The sequence below is a fragment of the Wenzhouxiangella sp. 15190 genome, from assembly GCF_003417465.1.
GTDB lineage: Bacteria > Pseudomonadota > Gammaproteobacteria > Xanthomonadales > Wenzhouxiangellaceae > Wenzhouxiangella.
In genome coordinates, this window is sequence record NZ_QVMV01000001.1 from 1 (window position 1) to 18,131 (window position 18,131).

19 protein-coding genes are annotated in these 18,131 nt (G+C 60.5%); 10 read left to right on the plus strand and 9 right to left on the minus strand.

Going from position 1 to position 18,131, the window contains the following annotated elements; all coding sequences use genetic code 11:
• The first annotated feature begins 546 nt into the window (after positions 1 to 546).
• Entirely contained in the window at positions 547 to 1,041 is a 495-nt protein-coding gene (locus DZK26_RS00005) for a hypothetical protein (RefSeq protein ID WP_116899093.1), read from the plus strand.
• 187 nt (positions 1,042 to 1,228) lie between these two features.
• On the opposite strand, the gene DZK26_RS00010 is transcribed toward DZK26_RS00005, so the two are convergent.
• Positions 1,229 to 2,077 (minus strand): hypothetical protein, encoded by an 849-nt coding sequence (locus DZK26_RS00010; RefSeq protein ID WP_147306711.1) that lies wholly within the window; start codon positions 2,075 to 2,077, stop codon positions 1,229 to 1,231.
• 387 nt (positions 2,078 to 2,464) lie between these two features.
• Complete coding sequence (locus tag DZK26_RS00015) at positions 2,465 to 3,139, minus strand: DUF2165 family protein (protein WP_116899090.1); 675 nt, start codon at positions 3,137 to 3,139, stop codon at positions 2,465 to 2,467.
• Positions 3,140 to 3,255: 116 nt separating this feature from the next.
• Between DZK26_RS00015 and DZK26_RS00020 the strand changes: the two genes are divergently transcribed.
• From DZK26_RS00020 to DZK26_RS14080, 3 genes are all read left to right on the plus strand, one after another.
• Positions 3,256 to 4,494 (plus strand): lytic murein transglycosylase, encoded by a 1,239-nt coding sequence (locus DZK26_RS00020; protein ID WP_116899089.1) that lies wholly within the window; start codon positions 3,256 to 3,258, stop codon positions 4,492 to 4,494.
• A 113-nt stretch (positions 4,495 to 4,607) separates the two neighbouring features.
• Entirely contained in the window at positions 4,608 to 5,252 is a 645-nt protein-coding gene (locus tag DZK26_RS00025; protein ID WP_181918476.1) for a DsbA family oxidoreductase, read from the plus strand.
• A 133-nt stretch (positions 5,253 to 5,385) separates the two neighbouring features.
• Positions 5,386 to 5,928, plus strand: a complete 543-nt coding sequence (locus DZK26_RS14080; protein WP_147306710.1) for a hypothetical protein — start codon at positions 5,386 to 5,388, stop codon at positions 5,926 to 5,928.
• Positions 5,929 to 6,251: 323 nt separating this feature from the next.
• Here the strand turns inward: DZK26_RS14080 and DZK26_RS00035 are convergent, their stop codons facing one another.
• From DZK26_RS00035 to DZK26_RS14370, 5 genes are all read right to left on the minus strand, one after another.
• Positions 6,252 to 7,160: a haloalkane dehalogenase gene (locus DZK26_RS00035; RefSeq protein ID WP_116899086.1), complete on the minus strand. Its 909-nt coding sequence runs from the start codon at positions 7,158 to 7,160 to the stop codon at positions 6,252 to 6,254.
• A gap of 75 nt (positions 7,161 to 7,235) precedes the next feature.
• Positions 7,236 to 8,345 (minus strand): DUF2855 family protein, encoded by a 1,110-nt coding sequence (locus DZK26_RS00040; protein ID WP_116899085.1) that lies wholly within the window; start codon positions 8,343 to 8,345, stop codon positions 7,236 to 7,238.
• Positions 8,346 to 8,475: 130 nt separating this feature from the next.
• Positions 8,476 to 9,636 (minus strand): serine hydrolase, encoded by a 1,161-nt coding sequence (locus DZK26_RS00045; protein ID WP_181918475.1) that lies wholly within the window; start codon positions 9,634 to 9,636, stop codon positions 8,476 to 8,478.
• 376 nt (positions 9,637 to 10,012) lie between these two features.
• Entirely contained in the window at positions 10,013 to 12,862 is a 2,850-nt protein-coding gene (locus DZK26_RS00050; RefSeq protein WP_116899083.1) for an AMP-binding protein, read from the minus strand.
• Positions 12,863 to 13,009: 147 nt separating this feature from the next.
• A complete protein-coding gene (locus DZK26_RS14370) occupies positions 13,010 to 13,498 on the minus strand; it encodes a hypothetical protein (protein WP_258870895.1) in 489 nt (162 codons plus the stop codon).
• On the opposite strand from DZK26_RS14370, the gene DZK26_RS14670 reads away from it, so the two are divergent.
• On the plus strand, positions 13,385 to 13,738 hold the full coding sequence (locus DZK26_RS14670; RefSeq protein ID WP_404976168.1) for a LytTR family DNA-binding domain-containing protein: 354 nt from the start codon (positions 13,385 to 13,387) through the stop codon (positions 13,736 to 13,738). The genes DZK26_RS14370 and DZK26_RS14670 overlap by 114 nt on opposite strands.
• A gap of 33 nt (positions 13,739 to 13,771) precedes the next feature.
• Here DZK26_RS14670 and DZK26_RS00065 read toward each other — a convergent pair whose 3' ends face one another.
• Positions 13,772 to 14,194 (minus strand): MAPEG family protein, encoded by a 423-nt coding sequence (locus DZK26_RS00065; protein ID WP_116899092.1) that lies wholly within the window; start codon positions 14,192 to 14,194, stop codon positions 13,772 to 13,774.
• 313 nt (positions 14,195 to 14,507) lie between these two features.
• Between DZK26_RS00065 and DZK26_RS00070 the strand changes: the two genes are divergently transcribed.
• The 5 genes from DZK26_RS00070 (at position 14,508) to DZK26_RS00090 (ending at position 17,874) form a co-directional block, all read left to right on the plus strand.
• A complete protein-coding gene (locus DZK26_RS00070) occupies positions 14,508 to 15,188 on the plus strand; it encodes an OmpA family protein (RefSeq protein ID WP_116899080.1) in 681 nt (226 codons plus the stop codon).
• 186 nt (positions 15,189 to 15,374) lie between these two features.
• A complete protein-coding gene (locus DZK26_RS00075; protein WP_116899079.1) occupies positions 15,375 to 15,794 on the plus strand; it encodes a hypothetical protein in 420 nt (139 codons plus the stop codon).
• A 43-nt stretch (positions 15,795 to 15,837) separates the two neighbouring features.
• The gene (locus DZK26_RS00080) at positions 15,838 to 16,023 is read left to right on the plus strand and encodes a hypothetical protein (protein ID WP_116899078.1); all 186 of its coding nucleotides are present in this window, start codon (positions 15,838 to 15,840) and stop codon (positions 16,021 to 16,023) included.
• Positions 16,020 to 16,547 carry a hypothetical protein gene (locus tag DZK26_RS00085; protein ID WP_116899077.1) on the plus strand — a complete coding sequence of 176 codons (528 nt, stop codon included), beginning with the start codon at positions 16,020 to 16,022 and terminating at the stop codon, positions 16,545 to 16,547. Before DZK26_RS00080 ends, DZK26_RS00085 begins: the two co-directional genes overlap by 4 nt.
• A 61-nt stretch (positions 16,548 to 16,608) precedes the next feature.
• The gene (locus DZK26_RS00090) at positions 16,609 to 17,874 is read left to right on the plus strand and encodes a DUF5694 domain-containing protein (protein ID WP_147306709.1); all 1,266 of its coding nucleotides are present in this window, start codon (positions 16,609 to 16,611) and stop codon (positions 17,872 to 17,874) included.
• 133 nt (positions 17,875 to 18,007) lie between these two features.
• Here the strand turns inward: DZK26_RS00090 and DZK26_RS14675 are convergent, their stop codons facing one another.
• Positions 18,008 to 18,118 (minus strand): hypothetical protein, encoded by a 111-nt coding sequence (locus DZK26_RS14675; protein ID WP_404976169.1) that lies wholly within the window; start codon positions 18,116 to 18,118, stop codon positions 18,008 to 18,010.
• Positions 18,119 to 18,131: the final 13 nt, after the last annotated feature.

Consider the following 18,131-nt stretch of genomic DNA (forward strand, 5'->3'; position numbering starts at 1 on the left):
CTACCGGCGCTGGCTCTCATCGGTTCTGGTCTTCAAGTGTCGCGGTTATCCTGGGAATTCACCCACCCATGATTTGTAGGAGGGGCCCCTTGCCAATCTTCCAACATGACCTATCCACGCAGCCGATTGCTCAGCAACGACGAGCCCGGCTTCTTCCACGCATGACGGCATTCAGCACTCGCGGTTTGCGCGACACGCGCAAGAAGCGAGTACGGAATGCCGTCATGCGTGGCTGAAAGGAGTATCCAGGAAAATCGGGGGTGTCCTGGTTTTCCGGTTTTCGTGCGAAGAAGACGCGGCTAAGCCGGGATGATGTCCGAGTCGGAACGGTGCTCAGGTGCGCCAACGAACAGACGACCAAGCGTTGAACCACCGATCATGACGCTGTGCGTTTGCGCTGTCAGGTTGAAGTGGCGTTTGCCGCAATACGATTCGCGCCACAGTTAGTGGCACGCCTCCTGACCTTACCCTGTATCAAGCAAGGAATTTCTCATGATCAAATTCAAAACGGCAGTAGTTACTACTTGCCTATTCGGTGTGCTGTCCATGGCAGCAACCGCCCAAACCGCGGAGTTCGGTCCAAGTCATGGCGACAAGGAGCTCTCCATCTCGGGAACCGGCAGCAGCGATCGAGACTTCGATAGCGGCAGCTTCGGTATGACCGGCGACCTTGGCTGGTATCTGAGCGATCAGATGGTTGCTGGCATCCGCCAGAGCATTAACTACGCCAGTATCGAAGGCGAAAGCATCAAGGACGATTTTTGGAACGGCTCAACCCGTGGATACTTCAATTACCAGTTCCTCACCGACCGCACGAGGCCATTCGTTGGTGCAAGCCTCGGTGGGGTCTATGGCGATGGGGTCAAGAACAGCACCTTCGCTGGCCTGGAGACAGGTGTAAAACACTACGTGCAGACGAAGACTTATTTTCTGGCTCGCGTCGAGTACCAGTTCTTGTTCAGCAGCACCAACGACGCTGACGATGCCTTTCAGGATGACGGATCCTGGGCCTATACAGTCGGACTGGGCTACAACTTCTAAGTACCAAGGCCCTACAAAAAGCCCGGCGGTGATGTTGTCGGGCTTCACTACTGTTTCTATTAAGCTGGCCGCTGGCCCGGCTGCTGGGCTACCGCGACCGCACTACTTGATGGAATCTGTCAGTCAGGTCATTAGCCGCGACGCATGAATCGTGGGTGTCCTGGCTCTTTGCCGGTTCGCACACCGATCAGCGTCTCGGCCTCACCCGGTGTTCGTCGATCGGCAGCCGCAGTCCGCTGGCAATATCCATGAACCAGATGTGCCCGCTGCCATACTCGTCCGTGGGAAGTTCACCCTCAAAGGGCACCATACTCATTCCCTGGGCCTTCATTGGCTCCAGCTCCCCAACCTGGGTCACAACGTCGCCGCGGCGGTCGCGCAGCTCGAACGCGGCCGTTACCTCGCCATCCTCCTCCGAAAAGACGAACCGGAAGGTGTACCAGCCTGCCTCGTCGATCTGGTGGTCGAAGACGTCGAGCGCCTGCTGGTCAGGTACGGCGTCCACGGTCACGATCCAGTGGGGGAACGGATGAATGTCCGGGATCTCGAAGTCCCGCTCGAAGACGGTCGCTCCGAGTTGAATGATGCGCTTTTGCGAGAGCGTCCCTTCGTAAGCTTCGCTCCATGACGGGCGCAGATACACGTCCAGCTCGGTGACGTAGCCCCCATCGGGCCACTCGTCGGAGACCAGGCTTCCTTCCGGGCCGGGAGCATATGGAGCACCTCCAGGGAGAGTCTCCCTCCAGTAATCATTGCACGGTCCAGCGCTCACAAGGGCGTAGCCTTGGCCGGCCGAGGGGGCGACGTCTACGGGGCCGCCGCCTCTCTCCTCTACGGCCTCGATGACGCCGCACCATCCCCAGGGCCCCTCATCCTCACCGTCGTACCACCCCTCTGTTCCTTGTTCGAAGCCTTGGTGCCAATTCATCAAGGAGGTGTCTTGCTCGCTGGTGGAGGCGGGGGAGAACAGGGCGCACCCGGCGAGCGCCAGCATGAGCGTGGCGACTATGAATGAGACCGGTAGCAAACCTTTCACAACGTATTCTCTGTGGGGAAGACTTTCGGTGCGGCGTTCTTGGGTATAGGAAGTATAAGCGCCCTATTTCCTGACTTCCAGCGGTATCCGGAGCCGTACCACGCTGACGTTTGACCCCGGTTGCAGGCCGCTGCAGGCCGAATTTCACCCGATTTTCCCCTGTCGTGGCCAATCGAACGGCGAAGCCAACCTGGTTTACCGCCATGGACCGTCACGGCACGAGCGGCACCGGGCCGTGCCGAATGGAGAGCAGCCTGATATCAGATTCCTGCGATTCAGTCAGACCGAGGCAAGGCTGACTTAGCCAGCAAAATCGTGGGTGTCCTGGTTTTCCCCATCCGAAAAAAATCGTGTGTCCCGGTTTTGCCAGAGCTGCAGGACAAGGACTTACGGATCGGGATTGTTCAGGAACAGCATAATAATTCCGCTGGTTACCGCGACTGTGAACGCATCGCGAAATGACCCTGCACCGACATCACTTTGCCATATTTGAAAAAGACCACCACCAAACACCATAAAGCCGCCAAACCAGACCACCACCGCCATTCCGCATCCAAGTATCGCAAACGTCTTGGCCGAATTGAACTCGTACGCACGCCCCTTCCGCTTGCACCAAAGGTCCCACGCTCCCTTTAGTGATAGCACGCCGACAAGCAACTCTCCCGCAATGATGACCACATAGGCCGTGGTCACTAATACGGGATTAGTGATAGGTAGAAAGATGCGGTTGGTATAATAGTCGTGTGCTTCCATTCCAAGTACATACGCTACGGCCCAGAGCCCTGGGCCCCAGTTCGCGATGTTTGCTGCAGCAAAGAACAAAGCCAGTAATCCGACAAAGATCACCAACACAATTTTCAAGATTCGGATTTCGATTGTTCCCTCCTTTACCCGGTAGCTAGAACCATCCCCCGCCGGCCCGCTCAGCACGGTTCGCAGATGAGGTTGACGTGCTCGTGATCCGGCCCATTTCCTGATTTCCAACAGCACCCAACCCGGGACGAATCCGGGAAACCCATGATTTGACACTCTCGGGATTTCACTGCGATCAGCATTATTCAATTATGTGTGTCCTGGTTTTTTCGACCGTACCGGCCGCGATCGGGGCTTGCCGTGCCCGGCTTCCGGTAGGATGATCACTCTTTCAATCAGGAATTCTGGAAGAATTGGCGATGGCAATGGACGACCAGATAGCCCGGATCGGTGCGATCGGGCTGTTGCTTGTGGGGTTTCAGGCATCGTCGGTCGCGGCGGTTACCGAAGATCCGGCGGGGTTTGACGATTGCCTGGTCGAATTGCGCCGGGCGGCGCTTGACGAGGGTATTCCCGGCGCGCTTACTAACGAGGTGCTCGATAGTCTGGAGTTCCAGCCGCGCGTGATCGAACTGGACCGCGCTCAGCCGGAGCTCCATCAAACTCTGGCCGCCTATCTGCGCAGTCGGATCACGTCTGCGCGTATCGAGCGTGGGCGTGAACTGATGGAACAGCATCGCAATCTGCTCATGCGCCTGCATCATGACTACGGGATTCCCGGTCAGTACCTGGTCGCCCTGTGGGGGATGGAATCAAACTTTGGCCGCAATACCGGCAATATGCCGACGCTGGATTCCTTGGCAACACTTGCCTGCGACCCGCGCCGCAGCACCTTTTTTCGCACCGAGCTGCTGTTTGGGCTCAGGCTGATCGAACGCGAGCGACTGCAACCGGAAGCGATGCGCGGTTCCTGGGCAGGGGCTATGGGACAGACCCAGTTCATGCCCTCGGCCTACTATGAGCATGCTGTCGACGGCGACGGTGATGGCCGGATCGATTTGTGGAACAACCCGGCCGACGCCCTGGCCTCCGGGGCCAAGCTGCTGCAAAGTCTGGGCTGGCAGACCGGTCAGCGCTGGGGTCGGGAGATCAGGCTGCCAGAAGACTTCGCGTATGAACGCATCGGCGCCGGGCAAACAAGATCGCTGACCGAATGGGCAGCGCTGGGCGTGCGCCAAGCCGATGGAAGGCCGCTGCCCGAGGCCGACATGAGTGGCCCGGTGCTGGTACCCATGGGCCATGCCGGTCCGGCATTTCTGGTCTACGCCAATTTCGAGGTGATCATGGGCTGGAACCGCTCGACGTCTTTTGCCATTGCCGTTGGCCATCTCGCCGACCGCATTGCCGGTACCGGTCCTCTGCGCGCCAATTTCCCTAAAGCTCGGCAACGCCTCGCTACGGCCGACATCGCGACACTGCAGAATCAGCTCATCAGTCTCGGCTATGCACCCGGCAAAGCCGACGGCATTCTCGGCCCGTCCACCCGCAGCACATTGCGTGAATTCCAGCTCGATCACGGGCTGGTGCCTGACGGCTATCCGGACGAAGCCACCACTACCGCGTTGACCGGGCAGTCGGAAACCGAACCCGAGTCGGATGAATAACAGGCCTTTCAAACAAGGCCTGCCCCGGGGTTTTTCCCGGTCTTTTTCGAATAATGTGTGTCCCGATCTTTCTTTCACCGGAGGCAAGCATGGATTCGCTTACACTGGTGAGTATGAGTTCTGTCAACATCGAAATCTGGTCCGATATAGCCTGTCCGTGGTGCTGGATCGGTAAGCGCTCGCTGGAAGCGGCCATCGCATCCTCGGACCACGAGGTCGCACTCCGCTGGAGAGCCTTCGAGCTTAACCCGGACGCGCCGGCCGATGCGCCGGAAGCGGTCGACTACGTGGCCCGATTAGCGGACAAATACGGCACCAGCCGGGACGAGGCCGAGGCCTTCATCGCTCGCATGGTCGAAGCCGGCCGCGGTCACGACCTGGAAATCCGTTTCGATTGGATCAGGCCGTCGAATACCTTTGATGCCCACCGGCTTCTGGCGTTCGCCTATCAGCACGATCGCCAGACCGAGTTGAAGGAAAAACTGTTCCAGGCATATCTGCATGAAGGGCGGTCCATCTCCGACCCCGATACCCTGTTGGCGATCGCCATTGAAACCGGTCTTGCCGGCAGCGACTTGTCGGCGCTACTCGATGGGACCGATTACGCCGAGGACGTGCGCAACGACGAAGACCTGGCTCGCAAGCTCGGTATCACGGGCGTGCCCTGCTTCGTTTTCACACAGCTCAACGAGGGCATCTCCGGCGCGCAACCGCCCGAGGTGCTGGGCGATGCAATGAACAGGGCCGCACAAAGATAGACCGAGAGGAAAATCTGGTTGTAGAAAATTCAGTAGAAAACTCAGAACAGCCACAATTTGTAGGTGATCTCCTAGGAATCATGGCGTACTGATTCCCGGCCCCGGCTCCAGTTGATTTCGGAGAAAATCATGGGTGCGTGAATTCACGGTGCTGTCAATGAAAAAATTCGCCATTGCCCTGGGTATATCGCTGTCATCGTTCATCGCTTTGCCGGGATGCTCCTCGGAGTCCGAGCCGCAGCAAGTGCCGGAACCACGCTGTGAACCTCGCAGTACCACCGAACCATCAAGGCTTACGCTTGAAACGTTGGCGGAAAACTACGGCGCAATGCCGCCATGTGAAGCTATCGTTAACTTCGCCGTCACGGGCAATTCCGCAGTCAGATCGGTCGCCGGTGAGGTCGAAATCATCGGCCCGGCCGGCGACGTTCTTCATTCAGACGCAATAGAGGCTGCGCTGCAGGGACCAAGCTTCGGCGTCTTCCAGAACGATGTTCACATCGGTTCGGTTGATGAACATATCTGCAGAGAGCTGAAGCTCAATGTGGAACTGCTGCATTGCGGCAATGAAGATGGCAATCGCATTGAATGTCCGGAGGTCCGGGTGAAGAAAAGTTTCGTCCTCGAACGGTTCACGGCACATGGCGCGGAAATTGACGTGTGCTTTGACGACTGATTTTTACGGGATGATGAGGCTGGGGGTCGGAAAGTGCCCTGAAATCCAGGACACTTGAAATCCAGGACACTCACGATTTGTAGGAATTTTCCCACAGCCTTACACGGCAGTCTAAGGATTGGCCGGTTCTCAGCCTGGTGGCAGGATCGGCGCATGAAGTATCCGCGCAGCCAACTGGTCAGCGACGAGTAGCCCGGCTTCTTCCACGCATGACGGCATTCAGCACTCGCTTCTTGCGCGTTCCGCGCAAACCGCGAGCACTTCATTGCCTATGCTGCGCCGCCGCTGCGTCCGGCGCGCGTTCCTCTGTGGCGTCGACTAGCTCACCGGGATTTATCCAGAAACCGCACCACGACCTCCGCCAGGGTTGCCCCCTGGTCTTCCTGCAGGAAGTGACCGCCCTGGTTGATCGTGACGTGGTCCTGTCCCTGGGCTCCGGGGATGACCTTCTGGAAGATCCTGTCCGCGCCTTGGGTCACGGGGTCGGAGTCACTGAACGCCGTCAGGAAGGGCTTCTGCCATTGACCGAGTACTTTCCAGGCCTGCCGGTTGGGTTCGGTGGCGGGGTCATCTGGCGTGGTCGGGACCAGCATCGGGAACTGACGGGCGCCTTCCTTGTAGGTCTCATCCGGGAAAGGGGCGTTGTAGGCGTCCATGACGTCCTGAGGCAGCGGGGTCACGGTGCCGCTCTTGATCACGCCGGCAATGTGGAACTCCGGGGTTTCCTGGGAGAAGCGCCGCCACTTCTCGAAGGCGGGTCCCGGGTCCGTGTCGCCGGTTGGGAGAAATGTATTGGCGGCAACCACGGACGCAAAGCGGTCCGGGCTCTCTCCCACCAGGCGCAGCCCCAGCAAGCCACCCCAGTCCTGGCATACAAGGTGGATATCCCTCAGGTCGAGCTGGTCCAGGAAGGACTGCATCCAGCCCATGTGGCGAGCGTATGTGTAGTCCTTGCGATCGGCCGGTTTATCGGACCGGCCAAAGCCGATCAGGTCCGGTGCGATTGCCCGGTAGCCGGCGGCGGTGATGATCGGAATCATCTTGCGGTACAGGTAGCACCAGGAAGGCTCGCCATGCATCAGCAGGACGATCGGCCCGTCCTGCGGGCCCTCGTCCAGGTAGTGCATGCGCAGCTCGCCGCCTTCGAAATCATCCACGTTCAGGTAATGGGGTCGGTAATCGAAACCCGCCAGATTCTGGAAACGGCTGTCAGGGGTGCGCAGGGCTTTCATCGAGTCTCCTCGTTGCTGTCGTTGGAAAAGGAGGGCATCTCGCCGGGGTCGGCGATTCGATCAGTGAGCTGGTCGTCAGCTTCCGCGCAGCCGCACGACGTGGCCGACCGCCGGGTCGGTTTGGCCATCGAGCATTTCGCCGATGATGTCGCGCGCCGCGTCCAGGCCCTGCTGCTGCCGGACGTCGATCAGCTGTTTGCCACGCACGTAATCGAAAAATCCGGCGGTCGCCTGACCGATTCGCTGCTCGAAGCCCGCCGCACCCCAGTCGGCCTGGCGCTGCGCCACCCAGTCCGGGGCGAAGAAGAATTTCGGCGCCGGGCCGGGCAGATCGTCGGGCGCCTGGGGCGGCTCGTGGCGATGGGCGGCGCCCAGCGCGGCGTCGTGGACCAGCTTGTCGCCCAGATGCCGATGGATGCGCTTTTGCACGTCGGCATTGCCAGCGACGTCCACGTACACGGTCGACTTGTCGGCTTCCAGATCCTCGAGGTCGTCGTAAGCCAGCGCGCTGGCATAAAGACCCAGCCCGTCGACGAACTCGCGGTGCCCGGCCGACGTCAAGCCGATCGTTTCGGTCGGCTTGAGCTGGCTGATACAGAACGCGACCGCGTAGCCGGTCCGGCTCGATGCGCTGGAGAGCACGACGCGTTCGGCGCCGAAGAAATCGTTTTGAGCGAGAAAGTCGGCAAGCCCATAGGCGGTGACGAACAGCGGCCGGAAGATCGCGTTCAGCGGTTCGGTGGCGTCGTCGTGGAAGCGGTTGTCGTCGGTGCGCTGATACCAGTTGTAGACCGCCGGCAGTTCGCGCCGGTGCGGCGCGTCGTCGCGGAAGCTTTCCGAGCCGGACTTGCCCGGATGCACCGACAAATGCGTGGCGGTGGGGTAATAGCCGAAATATCGCTGGCCGACGTCGATGCCGTCGACGCCGGAATCGACCACGTCTGCGTAGCCCCAGACCGGCAGCAGACCCCAGCCCTCGACGCCGGTGGGGAAGAAATCCCAGTAGTGCAGCGCGTCGCCGAAGGCTGCGTAGGTGATGTTGTTGACGGTCAGCGCGAACCGGTCCAGCGCCAGGATCACCTCGCCTTCCAGCGCGTCGGGCCGCTGGCCGGGCGAATCGGTCTTCATGTCGGAAAACCGATCGCGATTCATCAGAAGACGGGTCACGGCCTGCTTGTCGTTCATGGTTTCGGCTCCGCTCGAGTGTGAAAACCATCGTAATGGATGGGTCGGGAAACCCAGGGCGATTCAGTCAGACCGAGGCAAGGCTGACTCAGCCAGGACAATCGTGGGTGCCCTGGTTTTCGTCCTGGTTTTAGCTTTTCCTGTGCCTGCAGACCATGAAGCCCAGATACAGTGCGCCAGCGCCCAACAGGATACCGAGCAACACGCCCCACAGGCCCATCCCGCTGCCGGATTGGGGGGTATATGTCTCACCGTCGAGAATCGCATTGATGGCGCGGCGGATCTCGAAGCGTGGTGTCTTTTCGGAGTTGGACAGGATGACGATTGCCCGCTCCGTGTCGGGATAGAGGGTCAGCAGTGCTGCGACCCCGTCCATGCCCCCGGCGTGGCGCAGGACAGGCGAGCCTGGCGGGCCTTCTACCTGCCAGCCAAGGGCCATGCGCACACCGTCCCATGCGGTATCCGTGCGCAGTTTATGCACAGTGGCGTAATTGCCCGGCAGCAAAAGGCGCGGGTCATTGTCCAGATTGGCTTTGGCCCATATCAGCATGTCGCGTGCCGAGCTGTGCAGTCCCTCGCTTGGCGCAAAGGCAACATCCCATGGCCGCCCGCCGCCGGGGCTGAGCGTGAGCCAGCCGGTATGCGGCAGGGCAACATTTTCCATATCCGCGACGGGCCGAAAGCTGCTGCGTGTCATGCCCAGCGGCTCCAGCAGCTTGTCCTTCGCGTAGTCGGGGAAGGGTGTCTCCGTCAGCGACTGCACTACCGCGCCGAGGATGTTGAAATGGGTATCGGCGTAGGCCCAGTCGGTGCCGGGCGTGAAATCAGTGCCGTCATAAGCGACTTGCGCGACATAGGCCGGCACGGCCTCTTCTCCGCTGCGCCCCGTCGGCGCGTAATCATCCGGCAGACCCGCCGTATGGGTCAGCAGATTGAGGATGGAAATGCCGCTGTGCCGGAACTGCGGCAGGTATGTCGACAACCGCGCATTCAGGTCGACGGCCTGCCGCTCGGCAAGTTGCATGATCGCCGTCGCCGTGAAGGTCTTGGAGATTGAGGCGACCGGAAACAACGTGTCGGCATCGACGGGCGCGTCTGTCTCAAGGCTGCGCACGCCGAAGCCCTTCGCATAAACCGGCTCGCTGTTCTCCAGAATGCCGACGGCCAACCCGGGCACGTCATGCGCCGCGCGCAGGTCCTCCAGCACGCTGTCCAGCCGTGCGACGGTGTCGTCCGCCAGCTCACCCGTATGCCCGGTATGGGGAACGCAGAGGCATGCGCTCGCAATCATGCAAAACGCCAGCAACCGCCGCGTGATTATGTCCTGTCCGGGAAATGGCATCAGTTACGAGGCTACCGGTTCGAGATCATCCAGATCGAGGGTCAGGCTGTCCGCCAGCGCGCGCAGCGTCGTCAGAAAATCGTGGGCATCCTGATTGTTTCCCGGAGGGAATCGCGGATTAGCTTACACTGGTGAGTATGAGTTATGTCAATATCGGAACCCGTGCCGCTCGACGCCCGCTGGGCGCTGGCCGTTCTTGCCATGATGATCGTGCTGCTCGCGGCCCGGCGGATTGTCGGACCGAGCGCCTGCTAGCTGGCAAGTTCGGGGCACCCACGATCTATAGGAGTTTTCCTGCAGCCTGAAGGGGTATCCTGGTTTTCGTTCAGCTCTCTCGGGACAGCCGGTCGGGCTCGCCGCTCATCTCGAGTATCGCCCGCCGCGCACGGTCGCGCAGTTCGACCGCCGACTTCCAGTCGTCGCCTTCTGCCTCGATCGCTTCTCCAACCAGCACGCTTACCGGACCCGGCCTCGGGTTCCAGCGATCTGCCGGCAGCTTCTGCCGGGTTCCCTTCAGGGCGATGGGTACCACTGTCCCCTCGAGCACGGCCGCAGTCACGAATGCGCCCATGTGAAACGGACGCAGCCCCGGCGCTGCGTCGAAGCTGCCTTCGGGGAAGAACAGAAGCCGGCGGCCCTGGGCGCGCTCGGCAATCCGCCTTGAATCACGCACCTTGCTTTCGGCACTCGTCCGCTCGACGGGCTCGACACCAGTGCGCTTGAGGAAACGTTTCAGGCCGCGAACGTCAAACAGCTCCGCCTTGGCGACGACACTCACCGGCACGGGGATGGCGGCGGCCAGCGCCAGTGCGTCGACATAACTGGCGTGGTTGGCGACAATCACGCAGCTGCGCGGCAGTTCCTGCAGCCTTTCGGCGCCGTCGACCTGCAGCCAGGTACCGGTAAGCAACGCCACCAGCCTGGCGCCCCGATGGGCCAGCTGCCACCGCAGGCGAAGTCCGGGCAGGACATTGACCAGGATCCACAGCGACACGAAAACCACCCCCAGGGCCGTCCACGCCCAGGCCGAGTAGGCCCAGCGACCTGTGCTTTGGAGCCCACGCCGCGCCTGTTGCCGCCAGGTACCCCTTGCCAGCCTTGCCAGTTGCCGCCAGACCGGCTCTTCCTTGGGCTCGAGTTCGTCCCGCTCGTACCGAAGCCTGCAGTCATTACGCCGCAGCTTGCCGCTGGATGTCTTCGGCACCGTGTGCGGCCGAGCCATGACGATCTCATCCACCTCGATACCCAGTTTGTCCATGGCAATTCGATGCATCTGCTCCTTGAGTTCCGCGATCCTGCTCTCGTTGGCCTCCCGCGTCTCGGCCACGACGATCAGCCTCTCCCCCTCGCTCTCTCCCATTCCGGAGGCGAAGGCAGCGACGCAACCGGCCCGGACGCCGTCGAGTTCGCCAACGGCCTCTTCGATCTCGCCCGGGTAGATATTGCGGCCCGCCCGGACGATCAGGTCCGTGTTGCGGCCGCTCACATACAATTCGCCGTCGGCGATATAACCCCTGTCTCCCGTATTCAACCACTTGCCGTCGAACAGTTCGTCGGTCTTTTCCTGATTCCGGTAATAGCCGCTGGTGGCGGACGGGCCTCTGAACTGCAGGTTGCCCTCCCGGCGCTCCTCCAGCTCTTGGCCATCATCGTCCACGATGCGGATTTCATGCCGGGGAACGGGCTTGCCGCAGGACACGAACCTGAGCGCCGTCTTATCCCTCGGCGAAACCGGTTTCGCCTCCCCGGTCTTCTGGAATCGATCCCGGTCGATGCTGTCGATAACCGGCTCGCGTGGTTCTTCGGGAAAGGTCAACGCCACACAGTTCTCGGCCAGGCCGTAGACCGGGGCCATGGCATCGGGCCGGAAACCCCACTTGCCGAAACGGTCGATGAAACGCTCAACGGTAGCGGGGCTGACCGCCTCGGCGCCGTTGAAGGCCACGCGCCACGAGGCCAGATCGAGTCCTTCCATGTCTTCATCGTCGAGCTTCTTCAGGCATAGCTCGTAGCCGAAGTTGGGCGATGGCGAGAGGGTCCCTCCAAACTCGGCAATCGCCCACAACCAGCAACGGGGCCGGGTGATGAACAGCAGCGGCGACATGATGACCAGGTGCATGCCATACCAGAGACTGGACAGACAGGTGCCGATCAGGCCCATGTCGTGGTAGAGCGGCAACCAGCTGACGAACACATCGTCCTGGTCCACATCGATCACTTCGTTTCCGGCCTTGATATTGGAAAATAGATTGGCGTGGCTGAGCTTGACGCCCTTGGGATCCCCCGTACTCCCCGATGTGTACTGCAGAAAGGCGATATCGTCCCCTTTGATGCCTTTTACGGGCCGGTCCATGGCGTTGCCCCAGACCTCATCCGGCGTCAATACATGCTCGAGCGAGGGCACCATGCCCTTGACCACGGCGGCAAGCTTCTTCGCTTCCGGCACCGTGATCATGACGCGCGCCCCGGCGTTGTTGAGAATCGACGCCTGTCTCTGAAGGTGCTCTTCGATCTGGGATGCCCTCATTGGTGGGTACAGGGGCACGGGTATGGCGTTGGCGTAGAGGGCGCCGAAAAAACCATGGAAGTAGTCGTGGCCGGTGGGCAGCATGAGTGCCACAGTGTCACGTCGATCGATATCGTGCTGGAACAGGCCGTTGGCGACGCGCAAGGCACCGCGATGAAGGTCCCCGAAGCTCAGAGGCCTGACATCGTCGTAGCCCTTTACCCAGTGCAGGTAAGTCCGGTCGGGATGCTCCCGCGCATGCCAGCTCAAGGCTTCCTGAAGGGTCTCGAAATCGGGAACCGAGAAATGCTCGCGATCCTGCTTGCCCACTTCGAGACCGGCTTCCGACTCCTCGTCTTCAGCCCGCTTAGCTTCGGCTCGCTTCCGGGGTTCTTCGCCCAGCAGACGCATGACCTCGTCGAGGATGTCGCGCGGGGTATCCGCATCGCCGAGCAGCCGCTCCGGCAGCTGCACGCCGAATCTTTCCTCGACCGTCACCAGCAGTTCGGCGCGGGTCAGGCTGTCGAGGCCCAGATCACTCTCGAGCCTGCTATCCAGCGTGACCTCTGGATGTCGCCCACGAGATTCGGGCATCGTTTCGGCAATGGTTTCCGAGACCGCCGATACCATGCGCTCTTCCAGTTTCCGCCGATGTCTCGACTCTGCCATGGGCGCTCCATAAGTCCCTTTGATGCACGGTTATGGTGAGCGATTACACAGGTGCTGACAACTGCGCCTCGAGCGGAGGAAAATCCAGGACACCGGGAGTTCACGGTGTCCTTATTTTCCGGGCTGCTTCAGCAAACGCCGGATCGGTCAGTCGTCGTCAACTTCGGTGCCGAGCGAGTAGCCTTCCGGCACGGCCAGACTGATGCGGTCCGGGTCCACCGGCTGATCGAAGTCGAACCGGATTTCCGTGGTGGCCGCGGCCCCTTCGGGTCCGGTTTCCATTTCGAGCAACACGGGCCGACCTTGTTCGGTGGCCCACAGGGTCATGTCGATGGCCCGGTCGGTCAGGCGAAAGCCGAAAACCTCGTCACCGTCGATCATGCGAACTTCCTCGATGAGTCGTGACTGACCCTGGTATTCGCGGATCTCCGCCAGCCAGTCGAGCGCCGGGGCCGATGCAGCCGAATCGTCAACCTGCACGTGGGCGAGCGGGAATATCCGTTGCGCAGCACCATTTCTGGCCTGTCGGAACAACTGCCCCCGGAGCATTTCGAGCGCGTCCACCGCAGCTACATCGTCAATCTGGACCAGGTGTCGTCGATCGAGCCGCTCGATACCGGAGACGCCCGGATTCATATGCGCCAGGGTCAGATCATTCCGTGCAGCCGAAGTTATCGCGATAGCCTGATGAATCGCCTGAGTCGGGGGGAATCGCTACGCGATGGTGGGTGTCCATATAACTCCAGCCCGTGGCTGAAATCGGCTTTGGACAGCCTGCACACCGTCCGATGCGCAGAAAAGACCCCTCTGAAAGACCGACGCCACCCAAACCAGCCGCCCAACGGACCGAAAAACCAGGATACCCACGGTCTTTAGCAATTGCTGGGTGCCCTGATTCTTATTCGACGATCAACCGCCGACCGCCTGCATCAGCAGAGCAATGGCCCACCAAGCGGCGATGACGAGCTGAACAAAGAACAGGGTCGGCCGGATATAGGCCGCCACCCCGACCGAAGAGATCAGGTGGATAGTTGACTGCCCGATCCGGGCCGCCAGCAACCACGGTGCCAGCGGATCCGTAACTCCCGAATTACCCGTCAGGATTGCCAGCAGCAGAAGCCCGCCGATGAACGGAAAGCTCTCGTAACAGTTGGCATGCGCCCGAGCCAACCGATGCGCAAAGGGCGAAACATCCGAGCCATCCGGTCGAAAACCGTCATCCGGATCCCAGCGACCGCTAAAGACAAGAAAACTGCGCATCAACTCCATGGAGATGATCAGGGCGAGTATCCACCCGATAAACCCCAACAGTACCAGCGCGGAAATACTCATAGCTTCCTCCCTCCCGAAACGCCCAATATCCCGCTCAACCGTGTGGCTCAAAGCGTACCGAATCAATACAGTCACTGGGTATACGGAAGTATAAGAACCCTATTTATTGATTTCCAGTATCCGGATCCGAGTTAGCCCATGGAGCAATCCAGAAGAGCAAATCCAGGACAGCCACGATTTGCAAGAGGTCTCCTACAAGTCATGGGTGCACCGATTCCCGGTCCCGGATGCGGCCATCAGCGCGGCATCGCACAGACGGGCAGTCTGGCCCTGGCGTATCGTCATGCTTATTCCATAAAACAGGCAGGCTCGCATGAACAATCATTCCGGCAAGACCCTCGTCGCCACCGTGCTGGCCGCCAGCCTCAGCCTGGCCGGCTGCGCCACTCATACCGGGCAAACGACCGATCCCGATGACCCGAACCGTACCCGCAGTGGCGCCCTCATCGGAGCAGGCATTGGCGCGGTTGCCGGCTTGCTCAGTGGTGGTGACGCCACTGAGCGGCGCCAACGCGCAATGATCGGAGCAGGCGTGGGTGCAATCGCAGGTGGTGCCGTAGGCGTCTATCAGGATCGCCAGGAGGCGGAGTTGCGACGCAGCATGGCTGGCACCGGCGTGGATGTGGTGCGCGAAGGCGACAACATCACGCTATCCATGCCGGGTGCCATCACTTTCGGTTTTGACTCAGCCGAGGTGCAACCGCGGTTTCTCTCGGTGCTCGACACGTTGTCGGACACACTCAACGAATACAATCAGACCGTTATCGAGATTGCGGGCCACACCGACAGCACCGGCTCGCCAGAATACAACCAGGGTCTTTCCGAACGTCGCGCCGCTTCAGTCGACAGCTACCTCGGCAACCGCGGCGTGCTGCGCGATCGCACCATGGTCGTCGGCGCCGGACAAGCGCATCCGATCGCAAGCAATGCAACCGAAAGTGGTCGCGCGCAGAATCGCCGGGTCGAGATCACCCTGGTGCCGATGCAAGGCTGAGTTATCGCTACCAGTCTTGGGGTGTCCTTGTTCTGATTGATTTTCAGGGACTGCCCAGCCTCCTGACATCGAGTCTGCGTCGCCTGATTCTCTTGCGCCAAGTACGCTACCGTACAGACCCGCCCCCGGCCTGATTGGCAAGCTACCTGCCCAAATACGCAGCGAGATCGGAACAGCATGTATTGCATGAAACAAATGATGGTCGGCGCCGCGCTACTGGCGACTATCGCCGGCTGCGCCACCATCCAGGGCACGGGAAGCATACCGAACACCACCAGGACCGGCACGGTTCACGACGTCAGTTTCGAAGAGCGTATGACCCCGGTCAACCTACGGGTGCGGCCCGGCGACGAAGTCCGTTGGGTGAACAAGCGGAGCACGCCTGTCACGGTCGAGTTTCTGGACGACGCGCTGGCCGATGTAACCTGTCAGAGCGGGTTTTCAAGCCTCCTGCGAAGGCAGCAGGAAACGGCCACCATCCAACCCAACGAGAGCGCCAGCCTCTGTTTCGGGAAAACAGGGACGGTGACGTACAACGCACGGATGGAGTCCCCCGTGGCCGGCGGTCAGATGATCAAGTCGGGCACAATCCGCGTCAGCCAGTAATTGACGAAAGCTCGGATATCCACGATTTTTAGGAAATTCCCTAATGAAAGTCAACCAACCCAAACTCAGCCGACCAAAGGTCATCACGTTCTGGATCGCTGTCATCATCGTGGTGCTGGGCGTTCTGTCGGCCCTGGGAACGATCCCCGCGCTTGCGGCCTATGCCCTCTGGATGGTCGTGGTCGGATTCGTCCTGCTGGCGCTCGGAAATTTGCTCAAGAACCTTTGAGGAACACCGTCCTGGCCGTCGCTTTGCTGGCCTGGCTGCCGATATCGGGCGGCGCCGCGTCGGCTTCCGTCAAGTCCGACATTCATCGATGCATCGGCGAAGACAACGTGAAGATCTTCACCGATCGCGCCTGCAGCGCGCTGCAGGCGCGGGACCGGGTAGAAGAACCTGTCCGGCCAGCAGAACTCAACCCGCCTTCGCCGCATTATGACTGCTCACGGCAGATCGATATTTTCCACGCCCAGGTCAGTGCCGTGCTTGATTCAGGCGACGTCAACAAGCTCTCGGGCATCTACCACTGGATGGAAGACACCCGAAGCAGCGCCGACATACTGATGGGCGAACTGAAAGTCATCAGCAGCCGGCGCCTGCTCGGCGTCAAGGTCGAGTCGATCGAACTCGATGGCGAGGAACAGCCGACCCGGCTCTGGCTGGACCAGTATGTTCCAGAGCGCCCGGGCCAGACCATTCGCACGGATTTCAAGCTGGTCATGAACGGCGGTTGCTGGTGGCTGCATCGCTGATGACAGTGCAGCCAACTGGTACGCGGCTGACCGCTACGAAGCCGATTCAGTCAGGAAAATCGTGGGTGTCCTGGTTTTTTCTGGTTTTTTCGAGCGACTTTACATTACGGCGGGAACTCATTTAACCTATCTCATTGACTTTAAAACCATTTCACCCGCCGACGAAATGAAATACCGCGATCCGCTGCCTTACGCAAAACGCCTTGGATTCACGGCACTGGGGGGCGCGTTCCTCACCGTTGCCGGGTGCGCGGCTCAACCACCCGTGGACAAGGATCCGGGACACCACCGGGAAGATGCCACCGAGATCGTGCTGCTGGGAACCACGCACTTCGCCGGCAGCACAACCGACCGCCACGGCACCGGCGTAGCCGACATTCTTTCCGAAAGGCGCCAGCAGGAACTTGAAGATCTCGCTTCCCGTATCGCCGACTGGGAGACTGACCGATTCTTTGTTGAATGCTCCCCCGAGAACCAGTCGATTTTCGATTCTGACTATCGCGCCTACCGCAATGGTGACCTGGACCTTGCGAAGCCCGGATCGCGCTCGGGTCGCGGGGAAATCCACCAATTGGCTTTCCGGGCGGCTTCAGCCCGCGACCTGGACGGCGTGGACTGCGCGGATGCTGAAGTATTGGTGCCGGACAGCCGTGCACGCCAGGTAGCGAAAGAGCACAACCCCCAGTTGCTGAAGAGCCATCGGCAATTCGCCAAAGACTTCGCCGCCACCCGCCCTTCCCTCGCCGAGCACTCGCTGCGGCAATTTCTCCTTGAGATCAATACCGAATCCAGCTTGCGGGAAAACCACAAGAACTACATCTACTATTACGCCCGCATGGGAAGCTTCGAGGGATCCGGGGCAGAAATCCGCCGGGAAAGCGACCTGGCCGGCAGCACCTTCCGCGCCGACCTCGAGCTGGAACCGCAGCACATGGAGGATCTGCGCGGCGCCATCGAAAGTGTCGACGCCCGCCTCGTCGATACCCCCGACGCGGAAGTCGACTATGTCATCGTACGGGACCGCGACGGGACAGAGAGCGAGGGCCGGCACCCGGAAACCAGGGTTCTGAGCCTCCGGGAATTCTCAAGCCTGCTCGAGCGCACCTCTACCAACTGGATCGGGTTCACCGAGCACCATATCGGCGCGGACATGGTGGCACAGTGGTACAAGAGAAATCTCCGCATCTATGCCAATGTCGCACACGAAGTAGAAGAAAAAGATGATCGAGTGGTGCTCATGATGGGCCAGGCCCACATCTGGACCCTTCGGCAGTTCTTCAGGGACAACCCGGACTTCAAAGTGGTTCCGGTAGCAAAGGTTCTTTAATCTCGAGCTCAGCCGACCGGCGGACCGATTGATACGCTCAATCGCAGCCACTTCCGCCCTAACCTTTTCCATCTCTGAGCGGCCACGGAGAAGCTGATTCGGCCTGGATAATCATGTGTGTCCTGGTTTTTCGTTACCAGACGATCTCGGCCATGGAACAGTTCAACCCCGAGCCGATGCCTAGCAGGGCGACGCGGTCTCCCTTTTCGAGCTTGCCGGCCTCGGCGACCTGCGCCAGCACGATCGGTGCCGAGGCG